General features: G+C 42.2%; 20 protein-coding genes. 18 read left to right on the top strand and 2 right to left on the bottom strand.

Annotated elements, in window-relative coordinates; genetic code table 11:
• The first annotated feature begins 13 nt into the window (after positions 1-13).
• Both rpoE and pyrG read left to right on the top strand, forming a co-directional pair.
• The gene (gene rpoE / locus MHB66_RS17285) at positions 14-553 is read left to right on the top strand and encodes a DNA-directed RNA polymerase subunit delta (protein WP_034281231.1); all 540 of its coding nucleotides are present in this window, start codon (positions 14-16) and stop codon (positions 551-553) included.
• 239 nt (positions 554-792) lie between these two features.
• Complete coding sequence (pyrG, locus tag MHB66_RS17280; protein WP_034281230.1) at positions 793-2,400, top strand: CTP synthase (glutamine hydrolyzing); 1,608 nt, start codon at positions 793-795, stop codon at positions 2,398-2,400.
• Between the two features lie 40 nt (positions 2,401-2,440).
• Here the strand turns inward: pyrG and MHB66_RS17275 are convergent, their stop codons facing one another.
• A complete protein-coding gene (locus tag MHB66_RS17275) occupies positions 2,441-2,971 on the bottom strand; it encodes a DUF2529 domain-containing protein (RefSeq protein ID WP_046312941.1) in 531 nt (176 codons plus the stop codon).
• 180 nt (positions 2,972-3,151) lie between these two features.
• Between MHB66_RS17275 and MHB66_RS17270 the strand changes: the two genes are divergently transcribed.
• The 10 genes from MHB66_RS17270 (at position 3,152) to MHB66_RS17225 (ending at position 13,545) form a co-directional block, all read left to right on the top strand.
• The gene (locus MHB66_RS17270) at positions 3,152-3,526 is read left to right on the top strand and encodes a response regulator (protein ID WP_003214681.1); all 375 of its coding nucleotides are present in this window, start codon (positions 3,152-3,154) and stop codon (positions 3,524-3,526) included.
• Between the two features lie 178 nt (positions 3,527-3,704).
• Positions 3,705-4,562, top strand: a complete 858-nt coding sequence (locus MHB66_RS17265) for a class II fructose-bisphosphate aldolase (protein WP_024423748.1) — start codon at positions 3,705-3,707, stop codon at positions 4,560-4,562.
• A 111-nt stretch (positions 4,563-4,673) separates the two neighbouring features.
• Positions 4,674-5,312: a fructose-6-phosphate aldolase gene (gene fsa / locus MHB66_RS17260; protein ID WP_024426351.1), complete on the top strand. Its 639-nt coding sequence runs from the start codon at positions 4,674-4,676 to the stop codon at positions 5,310-5,312.
• A gap of 246 nt (positions 5,313-5,558) precedes the next feature.
• Positions 5,559-6,848, top strand: a complete 1,290-nt coding sequence (locus MHB66_RS17255) for a UDP-N-acetylglucosamine 1-carboxyvinyltransferase (protein WP_024423746.1) — start codon at positions 5,559-5,561, stop codon at positions 6,846-6,848.
• Between the two features lie 32 nt (positions 6,849-6,880).
• Positions 6,881-7,846: a class II fructose-bisphosphatase gene (gene glpX / locus MHB66_RS17250; protein WP_012011567.1), complete on the top strand. Its 966-nt coding sequence runs from the start codon at positions 6,881-6,883 to the stop codon at positions 7,844-7,846.
• A gap of 365 nt (positions 7,847-8,211) precedes the next feature.
• Positions 8,212-9,495 carry a transcription termination factor Rho gene (gene rho / locus MHB66_RS17245; RefSeq protein WP_008354975.1) on the top strand — a complete coding sequence of 428 codons (1,284 nt, stop codon included), beginning with the start codon at positions 8,212-8,214 and terminating at the stop codon, positions 9,493-9,495.
• 132 nt (positions 9,496-9,627) lie between these two features.
• On the top strand, positions 9,628-9,828 hold the full coding sequence (gene rpmE / locus MHB66_RS17240) for a 50S ribosomal protein L31 (RefSeq protein ID WP_003215407.1): 201 nt from the start codon (positions 9,628-9,630) through the stop codon (positions 9,826-9,828).
• Positions 9,829-9,915: 87 nt separating this feature from the next.
• The gene (locus MHB66_RS17235; protein ID WP_024423745.1) at positions 9,916-10,518 is read left to right on the top strand and encodes a thymidine kinase; all 603 of its coding nucleotides are present in this window, start codon (positions 9,916-9,918) and stop codon (positions 10,516-10,518) included.
• Between the two features lie 278 nt (positions 10,519-10,796).
• Positions 10,797-12,497, top strand: coding sequence for an oxaloacetate-decarboxylating malate dehydrogenase (gene malS, locus MHB66_RS17230; RefSeq protein ID WP_046312945.1), 1,701 nt, complete (start codon positions 10,797-10,799; stop codon positions 12,495-12,497).
• A 91-nt stretch (positions 12,498-12,588) separates the two neighbouring features.
• Complete coding sequence (locus MHB66_RS17225) at positions 12,589-13,545, top strand: AEC family transporter (RefSeq protein ID WP_024423743.1); 957 nt, start codon at positions 12,589-12,591, stop codon at positions 13,543-13,545.
• Positions 13,546-13,580: 35 nt separating this feature from the next.
• Here the strand turns inward: MHB66_RS17225 and racA are convergent, their stop codons facing one another.
• Entirely contained in the window at positions 13,581-14,129 is a 549-nt protein-coding gene (gene racA, locus MHB66_RS17220) for a chromosome-anchoring protein RacA (protein WP_046312948.1), read from the bottom strand.
• Between the two features lie 210 nt (positions 14,130-14,339).
• Here racA and prfA point away from each other — a divergent pair, with 210 nt between their 5' ends.
• The 6 genes from prfA to MHB66_RS17190 all read left to right on the top strand — a co-directional run bounded on the left by prfA (position 14,340) and on the right by MHB66_RS17190 (position 19,401).
• Positions 14,340-15,407 (top strand): peptide chain release factor 1, encoded by a 1,068-nt coding sequence (prfA, locus tag MHB66_RS17215; protein WP_034281226.1) that lies wholly within the window; start codon positions 14,340-14,342, stop codon positions 15,405-15,407.
• Entirely contained in the window at positions 15,397-16,281 is an 885-nt protein-coding gene (prmC, locus tag MHB66_RS17210; RefSeq protein ID WP_046312951.1) for a peptide chain release factor N(5)-glutamine methyltransferase, read from the top strand. Before prfA ends, prmC begins: the two co-directional genes overlap by 11 nt.
• A 141-nt stretch (positions 16,282-16,422) precedes the next feature.
• On the top strand, positions 16,423-16,902 hold the full coding sequence (locus MHB66_RS17205; protein ID WP_024423739.1) for a hypothetical protein: 480 nt from the start codon (positions 16,423-16,425) through the stop codon (positions 16,900-16,902).
• 120 nt (positions 16,903-17,022) lie between these two features.
• Positions 17,023-17,679 (top strand): stage II sporulation protein R, encoded by a 657-nt coding sequence (gene spoIIR, locus MHB66_RS17200; RefSeq protein WP_046312968.1) that lies wholly within the window; start codon positions 17,023-17,025, stop codon positions 17,677-17,679.
• 63 nt (positions 17,680-17,742) lie between these two features.
• Complete coding sequence (locus MHB66_RS17195; RefSeq protein ID WP_046312969.1) at positions 17,743-18,186, top strand: general stress acyl- n-acyltransferase; 444 nt, start codon at positions 17,743-17,745, stop codon at positions 18,184-18,186.
• Positions 18,187-18,348: 162 nt separating this feature from the next.
• On the top strand, positions 18,349-19,401 hold the full coding sequence (locus tag MHB66_RS17190) for an L-threonylcarbamoyladenylate synthase (protein WP_080943480.1): 1,053 nt from the start codon (positions 18,349-18,351) through the stop codon (positions 19,399-19,401).
• Positions 19,402-19,430 lie beyond the last annotated feature (29 nt).

The following is a 19,430-nucleotide window of genomic DNA, read 5'->3' as shown; positions in this document are numbered from 1 at the left end:
GGAGTGTCTGACCTTGAGTTTGAAAGAATACTCACAGGAACAGCTCAAACAAATGTCTTTAGTTGAACTTGCTTATGAAATTTTCAGAGACAGCAAAACACCAATTACGTTTTCCGAGTTAATAGATGAAATTATCCGTTTGCAAGGAATACAAAAATCCGATCTTGATGATCGACTTGCTCAATTTTATACAGACTTAAATATAGATGGCCGCTTTATTTCGTTAGGTGATCAGAGATGGGGACTTCGCAGCTGGTATCCAGTTGATCAAATCGAAGAAGAAGTTCAGCCAGCTGTGAAAACAAAAGCGAAAAAGAAAAAATCAAAAGCAGCTGTCGTTGAAGACGACTTCGATGAGATCGAAGAGGAAGAAGAAATCGACGAGCTTGAAGAAGACCTTGACCTTGTTGAAGACGACGATGATCTCGACCTAGACGATGATGAAGAAATTGAAGAAGATCTTGAAGACTTCGACGAAGATGACGATGAAGATGATGACGGCTTAACGGAGATTGATGAAGACGATTTAGACGATGATGAGGAAGACAAATAACCCTCTCAAACCGGTCTTCAAAACAGGACAAAACCGTCTTGACTTTCGAGAGCGAACTATGTAGTATGTATTTTGGGCTCTCTAAAAAAGAGTACGTAAAGATACGTTCATTTACGCTCCCTTTCATTTATTTGAAAGGGAGCTTTCTTATTTTTCAAGAGATTTAGGGATACACTCTAAAAAGGATGAAGCTGTGCATGTGTAGACATGCAAGGGTAAAAAAGAGAGGAGCATACGAAATGACAAAGTATATTTTTGTAACAGGAGGAGTTGTTTCCTCACTTGGAAAAGGAATCACGGCTGCATCGTTAGGCCGCCTTCTGAAAAATAGAGGGATGGATGTCACCATTCAAAAATTCGATCCATACATCAACGTAGACCCAGGGACAATGAGTCCATACCAGCACGGTGAAGTTTTTGTCACAGATGATGGTGCTGAAACAGACCTTGACTTAGGTCACTACGAGCGTTTCATTGATATTAACTTAAATAAGTACAGCAACGTCACAACTGGTAAAATCTACTCTACTGTTCTGAAGAAAGAGCGCCGCGGTGACTACTTAGGTGGAACAGTACAGGTCATTCCCCACATTACAAATGAAATCAAAGACCGCGTGTACCGTGCCGGAAAAGAAACGGGTGCAGATGTGGTCATTACAGAAATCGGCGGAACAGTAGGAGATATCGAATCCCTTCCATTCCTTGAAGCCATTCGTCAAATGAAGAGTGACATCGGCCGTGAAAACGTGATGTACATTCATTGTACCCTTGTTCCTTACATCCGTGCAGCAGGTGAATTGAAAACAAAACCAACACAGCATAGTGTGAAAGAACTTCGCAGTCTTGGTATTCAGCCAAATGTCATTGTGGTCAGAACGGAAATGCCATTGGCACAAGATATGAAGGACAAAATTGCGCTATTTTGTGATATTGATACAAAAGCTGTTATCGAATGTCAGGATGCAGACACGCTATACTCCATTCCGCTTGATTTACAAAAACAAGGGCTGGACAAGCTAGTATGTGAACATATGAAACTTGACTGCCAAGATGCGGACATGACGGAGTGGACAGCGCTTGTTGATAAAGTGCAAAACCTTTCGAAACAAGTCACAATTGGTCTTGTAGGGAAGTATGTTGAGCTGCAAGATGCTTATATTTCTGTCGTTGAATCACTTCGTCATGCTGGTTATGCGTTTGATGCAGATGTTCAAATTAAATGGATCAATGCAGAAGAAGTGACAGCAGAGAATATCGCTGATTTCGTACAAGATGTGGACGGCATTATTGTTCCTGGAGGCTTCGGAGACCGCGGAGTAGAAGGGAAAATCATTGCTACACAATATGCCCGTGAAAACAAAGTGCCATTCTTCGGAATCTGCTTAGGAATGCAAGTGGCATCTATCGAATACGCGAGAAACGTATTAGGCCTTGAGGGAGCTCATTCAGCGGAAATTGATCCTGAAACAGCATTCCCAATCATTGACCTTCTTCCAGAACAGAAGGATGTAGATGATCTAGGCGGAACACTTCGTCTCGGTCTATATCCTTGTAAATTAAATGAAGACTCAAAAGCATTTGCTGCATACAATGACGAAGTGGTCTACGAACGCCACCGCCATCGCTACGAGTTTAATAACGAATACAGACAGCAAATGGAAGCAGCAGGCTTTGTCTTCTCTGGTACAAGCCCAGATGGTCGTCTTGTTGAAATTATCGAGCTGAAGGATCACCCTTGGTTCCTTGCTTCTCAGTTCCACCCAGAATTCGTTTCAAGACCGACAAGACCACAGCCATTATTTAGAGATTTCGTTGGTGCTTCACTTCAAGCATCTGAATCAAAATAAAACAAAAAACTGCCGGGAATATCACTTCTCGGCAGTTTTTTTATTCATATTCCTCGACGATTTCCTTCACAGTAAACGATAGAGCGTGGTAGACGTATAAGCAGGTCATTAAAGCAGGATAACCAAACCTTGTCCCATCTTCAGCGGGCACAAGCGGTTTCTTGAGCTGGAAATCAATGTGGACATCACAATGCTCTTCAATCGTAGACGGCTCCTTTTGTGCCGGCCCTACACCAACAACGGGCGTACCTTGTTCGTGCAGTTCTTTTGCAAGAGATTGAATTTCTTGATCTTCTGGGTCTGAATAAAATAGCAGCACCCTGTCACTTGGATGAAGTAAGCTGCGCTCCTTTTGATCGAGCGGCAGCACCTTCGCACCGGGAAACGGCTCCTTGCTTTCAGATGCCTCTAGGGCGACAGCAGCCAGTTCATTCTTTCCGTGAAAATAAACGGCATGTCCACTGACAACAGCCTGTGCAAGAAGGCGTGCACCGTCCTCAATCGCTTCAGCCTGTTTTTCTCCAATACGTGAAAAAATACCTGATAACTGGGTCGTAAAAATTTTTAACAAGACTCATTTCCTCCTTCGGTCAGATCATTTTATAATAGAATATAAAGAGAATATTAGGAAAAATGCTCAGAAAATGTCGTAAAGTAAACTATTATAATTAAAGGAAATGTGAAAATCAAACAGAATTATTTAACAACAGCTCTTTTTATGGCGAAAAATGAAAGCAATGGGGTGTAACAGATGAATGAGAAAATTTTAATTGTCGATGATCAGTACGGTATTAGAATATTATTGAATGAAGTGTTTCATAAAGAAGGCTATCAAACCTTCCAAGCTGCCAATGGACTACAGGCATTAGATATTGTGAAAAACCATAGACCGAACCTTGTCCTGCTTGATATGAAAATCCCCGGAATGGATGGTATCGAAATTTTAAAACGGATGAAATTAATTGATGAAGACATCCGTGTCATTATTATGACAGCCTATGGCGAATTAGATATGATCCAAGAATCCAAAGAACTCGGTGCATTGACGCACTTCGCTAAACCTTTTGATATTGATGAAATCCGAGATGCTGTCAAAGAATACCTGCCGCTTGAAACAAATGGCTAGATGGAAATGATTGAATCGAGTCATTCTGTTGCCGATTTGTCGAATAATTGGTATCCTAGAAAGGAAGAAGAAAGCGATCTGACTTTGAAAGTTTACATATGGCGAGAAATTCTGGTCATGCTAGGGTGGAGAGCTTTTTTTAGCAAGCAAATTAGCTACATAGGGAGGATTTTTCATCATGCCTTTAGTTTCAATGACAGAAATGTTGAAAGACGCAAAGGAAAAAGGTTACGCTGTTGGACAGTTTAACTTAAATAACTTAGAATTCACGCAAGCGATTTTACAAGCTGCTGAAGAAGAGAAATCTCCTGTTATCTTAGGAGTATCTGAAGGAGCAGGACGCTACATGGGCGGCTTCAAAACAGTTGTCGCAATGGTTAAAGCGTTAATCGAAGAATATAATGTAACAGTTCCTGTTGCGATTCATTTAGATCACGGTTCAAGCTTTGAATCTTGTGCAAAAGCGATTCATGCAGGATTTACTTCTGTCATGATCGATGCTTCTCACCACCCATTCGATGAGAATGTGGAAACAACTGCGAAAGTCGTTGAACTTGCACATTTCCATGGTGTGTCTGTAGAAGCTGAACTTGGAACTGTTGGTGGGCAAGAAGATGACGTCATCGCTGAAGGCGTTATTTATGCTGATCCAAAAGAGTGCCAAGAGCTTGTAGAACGCACTGGTATTGACTGCCTTGCACCTGCATTAGGTTCAGTACATGGTCCGTACAAAGGTGAACCAAACCTTGGTTTCGCTGAAATGGAAGAAATCGGTAAAACAACTGGTCTTCCACTTGTTCTTCACGGCGGAACAGGTATCCCAACTGCTGACATCAAGCGTGCAATTTCACTTGGTACAGCAAAAATCAATGTAAACACTGAAAACCAAATTGCTTCTGCGAAAGCAGTACGCGAAACACTTGCTGCAAAAACAGAAGAGTATGATCCACGTAAATATCTTGGACCAGCTCGTGACGCAATTAAAGCGACTGTTATCGGCAAAATGCGCGAATTTGGTTCTTCTAACCAAGCATAATTTGATGAGAACCGAAAGCCGCCTGAGTCACAGGCGGTTTTCTCCATATCTTGAGAAAGCGCAATCAAATTTACATTTCAGACAATTTATTGATAGGAGAGTGGCACAGTTATGTTATTTTTCGTAGATACAGCGAATATTGAGGACATCAAAGAGGCGCACGAGCTTGGCATTTTAGCAGGCGTCACAACAAACCCTAGTTTAGTAGCGAAAGAAAAGGACGTATCATTCCACGACCGCCTTCGCGAAATCACTGACGTGGTATCAGGTTCTGTCAGTGCAGAAGTGATTTCCCTAAAAGCAGAGGAAATGATTGAAGAAGGAAAAGAGCTTGCTGCCATCGCACCAAATATTACGGTCAAAATTCCAATGACTACAGATGGCCTTAAAGCTGTCAAAGCATTAACAGACCTTGGAATTAAAACAAACGTCACATTGATTTTTAGTGCAAATCAGGCACTTCTTGCAGCTAGAGCTGGTGCGACGTATGTCTCTCCATTCCTTGGCCGCTTAGATGACATTGGCCAAAATGGTCTTGATCTCATCAGCGAAGTGAAAACTATTTTTGATGTTCATGGATTAGATACACAAATCATTGCTGCATCTATTCGTCATCCGCAGCATGTGACAGAAGCTGCGCTTAGAGGTGCTCATATCGGCACAATGCCGCTGAAAGTCATCAAGCAGCTGACGAAACACCCATTAACGGATGCAGGCATTGAGCAATTTTTAGCAGACTGGAATAAATAAATGTTGTGGCAGGCGGGATTGTCTCTCGTTTGCCGCAGTTTTCCTTATAAACGCTAAGAAATGTTTTGTGCAAAGAAGAGAACATCACAGCCTCGCAAAGCTTCGATTATTTTTCTTCCGACAAATTTCGTTTAACCTGTATTCTTTCTCTTGATATTGGCTAAATTTTGGACAAGACCTTTTAAAGCGCGACATCCACAAACAGTATAACTCCAACAGTGATCTTCTTTAAGAAGGGAGACAAATATGGAAAAGTTAAACATTGCCGGCGGTGATCCCTTGCGCGGGACCGTACATATTAGTGGTGCGAAAAATAGTGCTGTAGCACTGATTCCTGCCACGATTCTCGCTGATTCTCCAGTAACCATTGAAGGCCTTCCGCATATATCAGATATCGACACATTACGGGATCTGTTAGAAGAAATTGGCGGAAAGGTCACTTTTGAAAAAGGTGAAATGGTTGTTAATCCTGTTTCCATGATTAGTATGCCGCTTCCTAATGGAAAAGTGAAGAAACTGCGTGCATCCTATTATTTAATGGGCGCCATGCTGGGCAGATTTAAGCAGGCTGTCATCGGACTGCCAGGAGGATGCCACTTAGGGCCTAGGCCGATCGATCAGCATATCAAAGGCTTTGAAGCACTTGGAGCCGAGGTGACAAACGAGCAGGGAGCAATTTATTTGCGTGCTGAAAAATTAGTCGGAGCCCGGATTTATCTTGATGTTGTCAGTGTAGGTGCGACGATCAACATCATGCTGGCAGCCGTACTGGCTGAAGGAAAAACCGTGATTGAAAATGCTGCAAAGGAACCCGAAATTATTGATGTAGCGACACTGCTTGCAAGCATGGGGGCTAAAATCAAAGGTGCGGGTACCGATGTCATTCGAATCGAAGGTGTAGAATCTCTTCATGGCTGTAAGCATTCAATCATCCCTGACCGCATCGAAGCAGGAACATTTTTAATAGCTGGTGCAGCGATGGGGGATGAAGTTGTACTTGATAATGTGATCCCAACTCATTTAGAATCAATTACGGCGAAACTTAGAGAAATGGGGTTCACCATTGAAACGAGCAACGATCAGATGCTGATCGTTGGCAGAAACGAAGGACTCAAGCCTGTCGATATCAAAACCCTTGTGTATCCGGGCTTTCCGACTGACCTTCAGCAGCCGATGACGGCGCTGTTAACAAAAGCGAAAGGCACGAGTGTGGTCACAGATACGATCTACTCAGCACGCTTTAAGCACATTGACGAATTGCGTCGAATGGGTGCAAACATGAAGGTCGAAGGAAGATCTGCTATTATTACCGGACAAACGCAGCTCCAAGGAGCAAAGGTCAAAGCAAGTGATCTGCGTGCAGGCGCTTGTCTTGTTGTCGCAGGGTTAATGGCAGACGGTGTGACCGAAATCACAGGGCTTGAACATATAGACAGAGGATATAGTTTGCTTGAGAAGAAGCTTGAAGGCTTGGGTGCAACCATCTGGCGTGAAAAGCTGAATGACCAAGAAATAGAAGAACTTCAAAATTCATAAGGCTTTGACTGTGAGAGGAGATTTGGACAAAAATGGAAAGAAGTTTATCGATGGAACTAGTACGGGTGACAGAAGCAGCTGCATTAAAATCTGCCCGTTGGATGGGAAGAGGATTAAAAGACGAAGCGGATGATGCTGCAACAAGTGCAATGCGTGATGTATTTGACACCATTCCGATGAAGGGAACAGTGGTCATTGGCGAAGGAGAAATGGACGAAGCACCAATGCTTTATATTGGGGAAAAGCTTGGGAACGGATATGGACCTCGCGTGGATGTCGCTGTTGATCCATTAGAAGGAACAAACATTGTGGCAAGCGGCGGCTGGAATGCCTTAGCTGTCATTGCAGTTGCAGATCATGGCAATCTGCTGAATGCACCTGATATGTACATGGATAAGATCGCAGTAGGTCCAGAAGCGGTAGGCTGCATCGACATTGAAGCGCCTGTCATTGATAATCTTCGCGCTGTTGCAAAAGCAAAAAACAAAGATATTGAAGATGTGGTTGCAACGATTTTAAACAGAGATCGACATGAGAAAATTATTGCTGAACTGAGAGAAGCAGGAGCAAGAATTAAACTGATCGACGATGGTGACGTTGCAGGAGCCATTAATACAGCATTTGATCACACAGGTGTTGATATTCTATTTGGTTCAGGCGGAGCGCCTGAGGGTGTCCTTTCTGCTGTTGCGTTAAAGGCACTTGGTGGCGAAATTCATGGTAAGCTTCTTCCTCAAAGTGAAGAAGAACTCAGACGCTGTGAGAAAATGGGGCTGGATGTTGGGAAAGTCCTCAGAATGGAAGATCTCGTAAAAGGAGATGATGCCATTTTTGCAGCGACAGGTGTAACGGACGGCGAATTACTTAAAGGTGTTCAATTCAAAGGCTCTGTTGGAACAACACATAGTGTTGTCATGCGTGCGAAATCAGGTACGGTTCGTTTCGTAGACGGCAGACACAGCTTAAAGAAAAAACCGAATCTTGTCATTCGTCCGTAATCTGAAAGCGGGTATTCATTACCCGCTTTTCATATAGGTGTCAAATGTATATCATTTTCTTTTAAAAGTTGAATATTCTCTGCAAATGAGGTAAAACTAAAGAGTGCTGCGAAATTTTCTGCGAATTTACTTCTTTTAAGCTTCAACAAGTTTAAATACTGCCGCATCATGACGATATACTCATTATCCTTCTCTATGTTGACAATGCTCTATTTCACATTGTTCCTATCTTTCACGATAAAACGAGTGGGAGCGTTACCATCAGAGCGAGGTCATTCCAACAACAACGGAATTAAAAGCTAATCAAATACAATGGTCATGCATTTGTAAAGAAATACATTGACTAGAAAAGTGTGGTGTCCATATTGAAAGATGTTTCGATTTCATCTTTGGAAAATATGAAATTAAAAGAGCTGTATGAGTTAGCAAAGCGATACAAAATCTCTTATTACAGCAAACTAACAAAAAAAGAATTAATTTTTGCCATCTTAAAGGCGAACGCTGAGCAAGAGGATCTCTTATTTATGGAAGGGGTTCTTGAAATTATTCAGTCTGAGGGATTTGGTTTCTTAAGACCGATTAACTACTCCCCAAGTTCTGAAGACATTTATATTTCAGCTTCACAAATCAGACGCTTTGATTTACGAAATGGAGATAAAGTGTCTGGAAAGGTAAGACCTCCAAAAGAAAATGAACGCTACTATGGCCTCCTTCATGTAGAAGCGGTAAATGGGGACGACCCAGAATCAGCAAAGGAACGTGTTCACTTTCCTGCACTCACACCGCTATTTCCTGACCGCCAAATGATTCTTGAAACACAGCCTAATCACCTGTCTACTAGAATTATGGACATGATGGCGCCAGTTGGATTTGGACAGCGTGGTTTAATCGTTGCACCGCCTAAGGCTGGAAAAACCATTTTGCTTAAAGAAATTGCCAACAGCATTTCTGAAAATCACCCAGAGGCAGAGCTGATTGTCCTTTTGATTGACGAACGCCCAGAAGAAGTAACAGATATCGAACGTTCTGTTGCAGGGGATGTTGTTAGTTCAACCTTTGACGAAGTACCGGAAAACCACATTAAAGTAGCAGAGCTTGTCTTAGAGCGTGCGATGCGTCTTGTTGAACATAAGAAAGATGTCATCATCTTAATGGACAGCATCACAAGGCTTGCTCGTGCATACAACCTTGTGATTCCGCCAAGCGGCCGAACGCTTTCAGGCGGTATTGATCCTGCGGCTTTCCATCGTCCAAAACGCTTCTTTGGTGCTGCGCGTAACATTGAAGAAGGCGGAAGCTTGACGATTTTAGCCACTGCACTTGTTGATACAGGATCACGTATGGATGACGTGATTTATGAGGAGTTTAAAGGAACTGGAAACATGGAGCTTCATTTGGACCGTTCTTTGGCCGAAAGAAGAATTTTCCCTGCGATCGACATTCGCCGTTCTGGTACGAGAAAAGAAGAACTGCTTGTGCCAAAAGAGCATCTTGATCGTTTATGGGCGATGAGAAAATCGATGTCAGATACACCTGACTTCGCTGAGAAGTTCATGCGCAAAATGAGAAAAACAAAGACAAACCAAGAATTTTTCGATATTTTAACGCAAGAATGGAAACAAGCCAATATGTCTGCATCAAGAAGATAGCTTCCCTGAAAAAATACATTTGCAATCATAGACTCACACTGTTATAATTTTATCATGTGCGTTTCAGAATTTATTTCTGAGATATTAACTCTGTTTCCGAATTGGATTCAGGGCGGAAGGAGATGACAGTAGATGAAAACAGGAATTCATCCTAACTACAAAAAAGCTACAGTCAAATGCGCTTGTGGAAATGAGTTTGAAACTGGATCAGTAAAAGAAGAGGTACGCATCGAGATTTGCTCTGAGTGCCATCCTTTCTATACAGGCCGTCAAAAATTCGCTTCTGCTGATGGACGTGTTGACCGCTTTAACAAAAAATACGGTCTTAAGTAATAATAGATACAATAAACAGGCAGGAATCCGTTCTTGCCTGTTTTTTTACGTGGATTGATGGAACTTTAAAACGGGGGAGAAGACCTTATGTATGTGATGAAACAAAGCGGTTGGCTTGAAGTCATCTGCGGCAGTATGTTTTCTGGAAAGTCGGAAGAATTGATTCGGAGAGCCAAAAGGGCCACCTTTGCCAAACAAGAAGTAAAAATATTCAAACCAGCAATTGATAACCGATATAGTACAAGCTCAGTTGTGTCACATAACGGTTCATCATTAGATGGGATTGCAGTAGCCTCACCAAAAGACATAATAACGCACATATCAGAAAGAACCGATGTCATTGGCATTGATGAGGTGCAATTTTTTGATGAGACAATCATTGACATTGTCACTCAATTGGCTGACCAAGGCTACCGAGTCATTGTTGCAGGCCTGGATCAAGACTTCAGAGGAGAGCCATTTGGTGTTGTTCCGCATTTAATGGCATGTGCAGAGCTTGTAACAAAACTTCAAGCAGTTTGTTCGGTATGCGGCTCCCCAGCGAGTAGAACACAACGCTTGATCGACGGTAAACCCGCATCCTATGATGATCCTATTATTTTAGTAGGTGCGCAGGAATCATACGAAGCACGATGCAGACATCACCATGAAGTACCAAGACTTGATGTTGGTACAACACTTGACAAATAAAAAATAGCAAATGCCGCTGTGTTTCGTTTTTCGAGATTTTGGCTGAACACCCATCATTTGTACTTAAATAAATTAAATAACACTACGATTAAATTATCTAATTTTCAACGCTTGCGTTTTGTCATAAGCAGGCATAAAATGACTAACTGTAGTGTAAAGCATTTAAACGAAAAGTTCGATTTCTTGTCATAATTTTTTTGATTAAGGATTTTTCTCCTTAATCGTTCTTTGGATTAATAGTTCACTTTATTTATATTTTAGAAAGAGGGTAGTTTTTGATGAACAACGTGAAGAAAACAAAAGAAGGGTACCTCGAAACCACTTTGACAGGTAAAGATGTATTATCGATTCCAACGTTGAACAAAGGCGTTGCTTTCTCTGAAGAAGAAAGACAAGAGCTTGGACTAGAAGGCTTACTACCTCCAACGGTTCTAACTTTAGAACAGCAAGCGGAAAGAGCGTACAAGCAGTTTCTAGCTCAGCCGGATCGTCTTCGTCAAAACGTATACTTAAGTGATTTACAAAACCGTAACGAAGTATTGTTCTACAAGCTTCTAACAGAAAAGCTTCGTGAAATGCTTCCAGTTGTGTACACACCAACTGTTGGTGAAGCGATTCAAGAATACAGCCATGAATACAGAAGACCTCATGGTGTCTATCTTTCAATCGACGATATTGACGGAATCGAGAAAGCATTTGAAAACTTGCACGCAACTGCTGGAGATATTGACCTCATCGTTGCAACTGACTCTGAGAGTATTCTTGGAATTGGTGACTGGGGTGTTGGTGGTATCAATATCGCAATCGGTAAATTAGCTGTTTACACGGCTGCAGCAGGTATTGATCCTAGCCGCGTGATTCCAGTTGTATTAGATGTTGGAACAAACAATGAAAAATTATTGAATGATCCATTATACATCGGGAACCATCACAAACGTGTACAAGGTGAAAAATACGAAGAATTCATTGATGCTTATGTGAAAGCAGCACTTAAATTCTTCCCGAAAGCATTGCTTCACTGGGAAGACCTTGGAAACAAAAATGCGCGTAACATCATGAAAAAATACAACGATAACATCTTAACGTTCAACGATGATATTCAAGGTACTGGTGCCATTACTTTAGCGGGTGTTCTTGCAGCTGTCAAGAAAACTGGTACTCAATTGAAAGATCACCGTGTTGTCATCTTCGGAGCTGGATCAGCTGGTATCGGAATTGCAGATCAAATGCGTGACACAATGGTTCTTGAAGGTCTAACAGAAGAAGAAGCAAACAATGCATTCTGGACATTAGACTACAGAGGATTGCTAACAGATCAATTTGAGGATGAAGTTCTTGATTTCCAAAAACCATACCTTCGTACTTCTGATGAAGTAGAAGGCTGGGCACGCGATGAAAAAGGACAAATCTCATTTGCTGAAACTGTTCGCAGGGTGAAGCCGACAATCCTTATCGGTACATCAGGTCAAGGCGGCGCATTCACTGAAGAAATCATTAAAGAAATGGCAGCTCATACAGAGCGTCCAGTGATCATGCCAATGTCTAACCCAACACCGCTTGCTGAAGCTGTGCCAGAGGATCTATTCAAATGGACTGACGGCCGTGCGCTTGTTGCAACAGGAAGCCCGTTCGAAAACGTTGAGTATAACGGAATTGAACATGAAATCGGACAATCCAACAATGCGTTCGTTTTCCCTGGACTTGGTCTTGGTTCAATCGTAACAGAATCAAAAATCATCACAAAAGGCATGTTCGTTGCTTCTGCGAATGCAATTGCTGAAATGGTTGATCATGAGAAACCAGGTGCTGGTCTTCTTCCAAGTATTGATAAATTGCAAGAAGTGTCAATTCATGTGGCTGTTGAAGTAGCGAAAGCAGCAATTAAAGATGGTGTCGCTAGAAGAACACCTGATAACATCGAACAAGCTGTGAAAGACGCAATGTGGATTCCTGAATATAAAAAAATTGTAAGAGCATAATAAAATGTGTAACGCGGCATTGCTTCGGGTAATTTAAGCAATGCCGCAATAAAAAAAGAAACACGTAAAGGATTTAAGGAGGAAGAGTAAGGTGGACTTTTTAAATATTTTGATCCTCCTAGCACCGATTTTTTTCGTTATCGCGCTGGGTTGGTTCGCAGGGAACTTCGGCAGCTATGACGCTAAATCTGCAAAAGGTGTAAGTACACTTGTTACAAAGTATGCTTTACCAGCGCACTTTATCGCCAGTATTCTGTCAACACCAAAAGATAAATTCTATAGTCAAATTCCATTTTTCGTTGCATTGATTTTCGGAATCGTTGGTTTTTATATCATTATCCTTTTAGTTACAAAATTTGCTTTTAAATATGATTTAACAGATTCTTCTGTTTTCTCATTAAACTCAGCACAACCGACCTTTGCATTTATGGGGATTCCGGTCTTGGGCAGTTTATTTGGGGCTCAAGAAGTCGCAATTCCGATTGCGATTACCGGAATAGTTGTAAATGCATTGCTTGATCCAATTGCTATTATTGTGTCAACTGTCGGTGAAAAAACAAAAGGAAAAGCCAAAGAAGGCGAAAGTTTCCTAAAAATGACGACAAAAGCAATTTTGCACGGTTTATCAGAGCCGCTTGCACTTGCGCCGTTAGCCAGTATCATTCTTGTTCTTTTAGGATTTAAACTTCCTGCAATCGGACATGAAATGTTAGAGGAAATTGGCAGCGTTACATCAGGGGTTGCGCTATTTGCAGTCGGTGTCACTGTTGGTATCCGAAAAATTAAATTAAGCTTGCCAGCCTTCAGTATTGCATTGCTAAAAGTAGCTGTACAACCATTACTTATGTATTTTATTGCCGTTCTTATGGGTCTTTCAGCTGATGAAATTACAAAAGCTGTATTACTTGTTGCCTTCCCAGGTTCAGCTGTTGCAGCGATGATCGCAACACGATTTGAAAAACAAGAGGCGGAAACTGCATCCGCATTTGTGATCAGTGCCATCATGTCACTCATCACATTACCGATCATTATTGCACTTACCGTATAATATAGTAGAAAGGCTGCCTATCGAGGCAGCCTTTCTTAACGAAATGAATGAAACAGAGGGAAGAGTACACGCTTTTTTTTGATGTCAGGGTGTGCGATTTCCTTTTTTTCTTCTACTTGTGATGGTTGTTTCAAGGTTGCGGTGAGGCGGTCAAATTTAGTGGATAAATCTTCAATTTCTCTGCGGTGCTGAAGCAGCTGATACGATACACCTTCATCTGCTTTTTTAGCCAATTTCCGTTCAAGCTCTTGCAGGCGGTCTTCTGCATCATTGACGTGTAATTGCTGCTGAATAAGCTCTTTCACCTGTTTTTCTAATGCTTCAATCCGTTGTATGGAGACATCAGTTTGGGCAGCAGGTGCTGATTGACGGACGGTTTCCTTATGGATTGGCAGTTGAATGTCTTGGAGGATTACACCTTCACTCATCTGGTGTTTGACCTCTTTGAGCAGCTGTACAATGTCTTCATGAAATTCATAATGTCCAAGTTCATTCCGGGCGACAGGGATGTTGAGCTGTTTGACCCAACGCTGAATCGTCTTTGAAGAAACACCAATTTCCTTTGCAACCTCATTTGTATTCAAACCAAATGCCCTCCCTTTTTTCAATTACAAGTACCATTCTCTTTAAGGAGGACCTGTTCCTTCACGTTAGACAAAACAAGTAACCAATCGCCAAAGATCGTGTTTTCTAGCGAAAAATTGCAGGAAATCAATTGTTTTGGAAATTTTTTTGACTGTCATACCCCGCTATACTATAATTAGACTGTTACGCACAAAACAGAGGTGAAGACCATGTTAGACCGTTTAAAATCAATTGAAGAACGCTATGAAAAGCTAAATGAATATTTAAGTGACCCTGAAGTGGTGAACGACCCTACGAAGCTTCGTGAATATTCAAAGGAGCAATCCGATATTCAAGAAACTGTTGAGGTATATAGACAATATCGTGCGGCATACGACCAGCTGAATGACGCGAAAGCAATGCTGGAAGAGAAGCTGGATGCCGAGATGCGCGACATGGTCAAAGAAGAAATTTCAGAGCTCACAGAGGAAACGGAACGTTTAGAAGACGAGCTGAAAATCTTGCTGATCCCGAAAGATCCGAATGACAACAAAAACGTTATTGTGGAGGTTCGTGGTGCAGCGGGTGGAGAAGAAGCTGCTCTTTTTGCCGGAAACCTTTACCGCATGTACAGTCGTTATGCTGAAATGCAAGGCTGGAAAACGGAAGTGATGGAAGCGAGTGTCACAGGCACAGGCGGTTATAAAGAGATTATCTTTATGATCAGCGGGAAAGGCGCGTACTCCAAACTGAAATTTGAAAACGGCGCACACCGCGTGCAGCGTGTTCCGGAAACGGAATCAGGCGGACGAATTCATACATCAACAGCGACAGTTGCTGTATTGCCTGAGGCTGAAGAAGTAGAAATTGATATCCATGAAAAAGACATCCGTGTAGATACTTTCACATCTAGCGGACCTGGCGGACAAAGTGTCAATACGACCATGTCTGCAGTTCGATTAACTCACCTTCCAACAGGTGTGGTTGTATCCTGTCAGGATGAGAAGTCGCAAATCAAAAACAAAGAAAAAGCCATGAAAGTACTGCGTGCGAGAATTTATGATAAATTCCAGCGTGAAGCACAGGCTGAATATGATCAAACGCGTAAATCTGCGGTTGGAACAGGGGATCGTTCAGAGCGTATCCGTACGTACAACTTCCCGCAAAACCGTGTAACAGATCACCGTATCGGGTTGACGATTCAAAAGCTTGATCAAATTTTAGAAGGAAAACTTGACGAGGTCATTGATGCATTAATTATGGAAGACCAAGCAAGAAAGCTTCAAAATGCAAAATAAAGAGCGAACAATTTTTGAAGCCCTTAAATGGGCTTCTTCTTTGTTAACGGAAGCTGGAAGAGACCAAAATGCAGCAGAGCTTCTTTTGATGCATGTACTTGGCTGGAGCAGAAGTGAGCTTCTTGCACGTTTTCATGATTCGCTGCCTGAGGAGCAAGATCACCTGTTCAGCAAATTTGTGACGCAGCACAAGGCTGGTGTTCCTATTCAGCATTTAACGGGAGTTGAATTCTTTTACGGACGTCCTTTCGAGGTGAACAAGCATGTTCTCATCCCTCGTCCTGAAACAGAAGAAGTTGTTTTGGCGGCGCTCCATTTAGTAGGTGACGTTTTCCCGCCCGATCAGCCGCTCAAAGCAGTTGACGTTGGCACAGGAAGCGGGGCCATTGCGATTACGCTGGCTCTTGAAAAAAAATCACTATCTGTCACAGCGACTGATATCTCGCAAGAAGCGCTTGCGGTAGCAAAACGGAATCAACAAGCGCTCGGTGCAGACGTTCATTTTTTACATGGAGATTTGCTTGAACCGGTTATAGCTCAAGGCATTAAAGTAGATGTATTTATTTCCAATCCACCTTATATTGCGGCGGAAGAAATGGATAGTCTATCTGAGGTTGTGACGAAGCATGAGCCGGTGAATGCGCTGACGGACGGACGTGATGGCTTGTGGTTTTATCAGCGTCTCGTTCATGATCTTCCCAGCGTGCTGAGTGATCAGGCAGTTGTTGTCTTTGAAATTGGACATACGCAAGGTCAAGATGTCACAGCGCTTCTTGAGCAGGCATTTCCTAAAGCGGATGTCTGTATCGTCAAAGATATTAACGGAAAAGATCGAGCTGTTTGTGCACACATTCAAAACGGAAAGTCCGGCTGAAGAAAGCCGGACTATTTTATTATGTAAAGATGAAACTTATGGTAAAAGAGAAACGTATATATAGAAGAATGAACATTCTGATCATGATTTTTTACATAAATTTGTTTTGAAGGAGCGAATGGTGTGAACAAAAGGTATGCGATGGTGTTGGTCATCGTCAGTGTACTATTGATTGTGAGTGCTTGTGGTAAACCGAGCTTTAAAAAAGAGGCAGCAGCATTTGGAGAAAGCTATAAAAAAGCACAATACACAGTGAATCGAACGGATGACCTATCTGACATGAAAGAGAAGCTGAAGGTTTATTTAACCGAACATGAATATCAAGAATATACACAAGACAGCATGTTCCCGAGCATATTAGAAGCGGCAAAGGATCAAGATTGTCAAATCAAGCTGAAGAAAATTATGTTTACGCCTTCAGATGAAAGCGATGACAGAATTGAATTTAATTATGAAATGGTGATCCAATTTATCGATCAAAAAGGAAAAGTCAAAAAAGAAATCGAGAAAAAAGGAGCCATGACTGTCATCAAAACAGAATCTGGTTTAAAAATCAGCAGAGATTGGGATGGGAGACTATACCCTTCTGACTACCAATCCTCACTCAAAAGTCGTTCTTAATGAGAACGGCTTTTTTGTTTTTGACTCATAATCTATTAAAAAAAACATGTTGACTGTTTATGAGATGGGTTTCCTGGACACAATGTTTGTAGCGAAGAGAAAAAGTGGGGGGAACACACAATGTTAAAAAGTAAAACGATGATTTGTCTTTATATGTTTCTATTATTATGCGGTGCTTTTGCAAATCTTGGCAGAGAGGAGACAGCGGCTGCTTCTGCAAATCAGCCCGTTGTCATACCAGATGAAGCGATTCGATTACGCATTTTAGCAAATAGTGATCGTTCAGCGGATCAGGATGTGAAAAGAAGTATTCGTGACGAGGTCAATGCGAGTATGACAGAGTGGGTCAAAGACCTCACATCCATTGAAGATGCAAGACGTGTCATTCGATCAAAGCTGCCAGAAATCAATCGTATCGCCAAAGCGAAATTGAAGGAACAGCACATAGATCAATCCGTATCGGTCAGTTTTCAAAAAGCTTCATTTCCAACAAAGCTCTATGGAAATTTCGTCTACCCTGCTGGGAAATATGAAGCCATTTTAATTACGCTTGGAGAAGGAGACGGAGCCAACTGGTGGTGTGTGTTATTTCCGCCGCTCTGCTTTATCGATTTTTCAAACGGAGAAGCCATCGCCTCACCAGAAGGGGAGGATGATAAACAAGTGACAGCGCAGCAAACGAAAGAGTCTGTTAATGAAGTGGTGAAAGAAGAGGAAGAAGAGACAGGTGAAGTGAAGTTCTTTTTGTTTGAATGGGTCTCTAGTCTTTTCTCTTAAAAAAGGTATAAATCGGTTTTTGCCTCATAGAGTTGAAGTAAGAGAACAAAAAGAGGTGAAAGCATGTATTATCAATTAAGAATAGCCACAGAACAAGATGTCCCGGCGATCAATGCTTTTCTTGAAAAGGGACAAGCAAAAGGCGGAGTAACGCTTGCGGAGCGAACGGCATTTGTAGTGATGGAAGATGCGGATGGTCAGCTGGCAGGCTGCTTAGGTCTTGAACAGCTCAATGAACAAGAGGGATTGCTGCGGTCTCTTGTCATATCAGATAAGCTCGGTCAGGGACACATTGTCTCTTTGTTCCAAAGTGTTCAAACGCTCGGTGAAAAGATGGGTGTGGATACTTTTTATGTCGTCGCAAACCATTCCTCTTCCCATGATTTTTTGGCATTAATGGGCTTTACGCCTTTAGAGGAAATTCCAGAAAGCATATGGAGCTCAGCACATGCAAAAGAGACATTGGGGGAAGAACAGGCTGTGGTCCTGCAAAAAAAAGGCAGTTAATCACAAAATGATGGACTTATACACATACTTATCCACTACTAAACAAGCGTTATCCACAAATTGTGGACAACGCTTGTTTTATTGATCATCATCTTTTATACTTTCAAAAGGATAATTGAGATATATCAACAGTTTTATCTTTTTTTAAAAGGAGTTTGTATGATGTTAAATACAAAAAGGTGGTCTGTGGATGTAGAAAAGGATTTATCCACATACTATCCACAAATTAAACAGGCGGCCGATCTGCTGCAGCAAAATGAAGTGGTTGCGTTCCCGACAGAGACCGTTTACGGACTCGGGGCAAATGCGAAAGAGACAGAAGCCGTTATGAAAATTTATGAAGCGAAAGGGCGTCCGAGTGATAATCCGTTGATTGTTCACATTGCGGAGGTTCAGCAGCTTCACGAATTTGCACAAATAGAAAGCGAAAAAGCGAAGGCGCTGATGGATGCCTTTTGGCCGGGCGCCTTAACCATCGTTCTTCCGTGTAAGCCGGGCACTTTATCAAAGCAGGTTACAGCAGGTTTATCCACAGTAGGTGTGAGAATGCCTGACCATCCCATTGCGCTTGAGCTGATTCGAGCAGCTGGTCTGCCAATTGCTGCACCAAGTGCCAATCGTTCGGGAAAACCTTCACCAACACAAGCTGACCATGTAGCGAGTGATCTCGAAGGGAGAATCGCTGGGATTGTGGATGGCGGTTCAACTGGAATTGGCGTTGAGTCAACGGTTGTATCCTGTGCAGGTGAGACCCCAGTGATTTTAAGACCAGGCGGAATTACAAAAGAAGCATTAGAAGAGGTCGTGGGGACGGTGAGTGTGGACCCAGGGCTGACAAAAAAGGACGAAGCGCCTGTATCGCCGGGAATGAAATACACACATTATGCACCTGAAGCCCAGATGTATATCTTTCATGGAAGTGATGAAGAAATGCAGCGTCACATTCAGAAATACAAAGCTGAAGGTCTAAAAGTCGGAGTGCTGACAACAGAAGAAAAGAAATCGCTGTTTGCGGCAGATGTTGTGTACAGCTGTGGATATAGAGAAAAACCTGAAACGGTTGCTGCAAACCTCTATCGTGTACTGAGACAATTTGATGAAACAGATGTAGACTTGATTATTTCAGAAGCCTTTTCAGAGCAGGGAGTTGGTTCTGCCATTATGAACCGTCTGCAAAAAGCCGCAGGAGGGCGTACACTCCCTTCGTTCCAATAGTTCTAACCTTTCTTGGACAAACATAGGTT

This window comes from Bacillus sp. FSL L8-0167 (assembly GCF_038630295.1).
Classification (GTDB): domain Bacteria; phylum Bacillota; class Bacilli; order Bacillales; family Bacillaceae; genus Bacillus; species Bacillus safensis.
The sequence above is the reverse complement of the archived record's forward strand: the minus strand, read 5'-3'. Positions and strand labels throughout refer to the sequence as shown.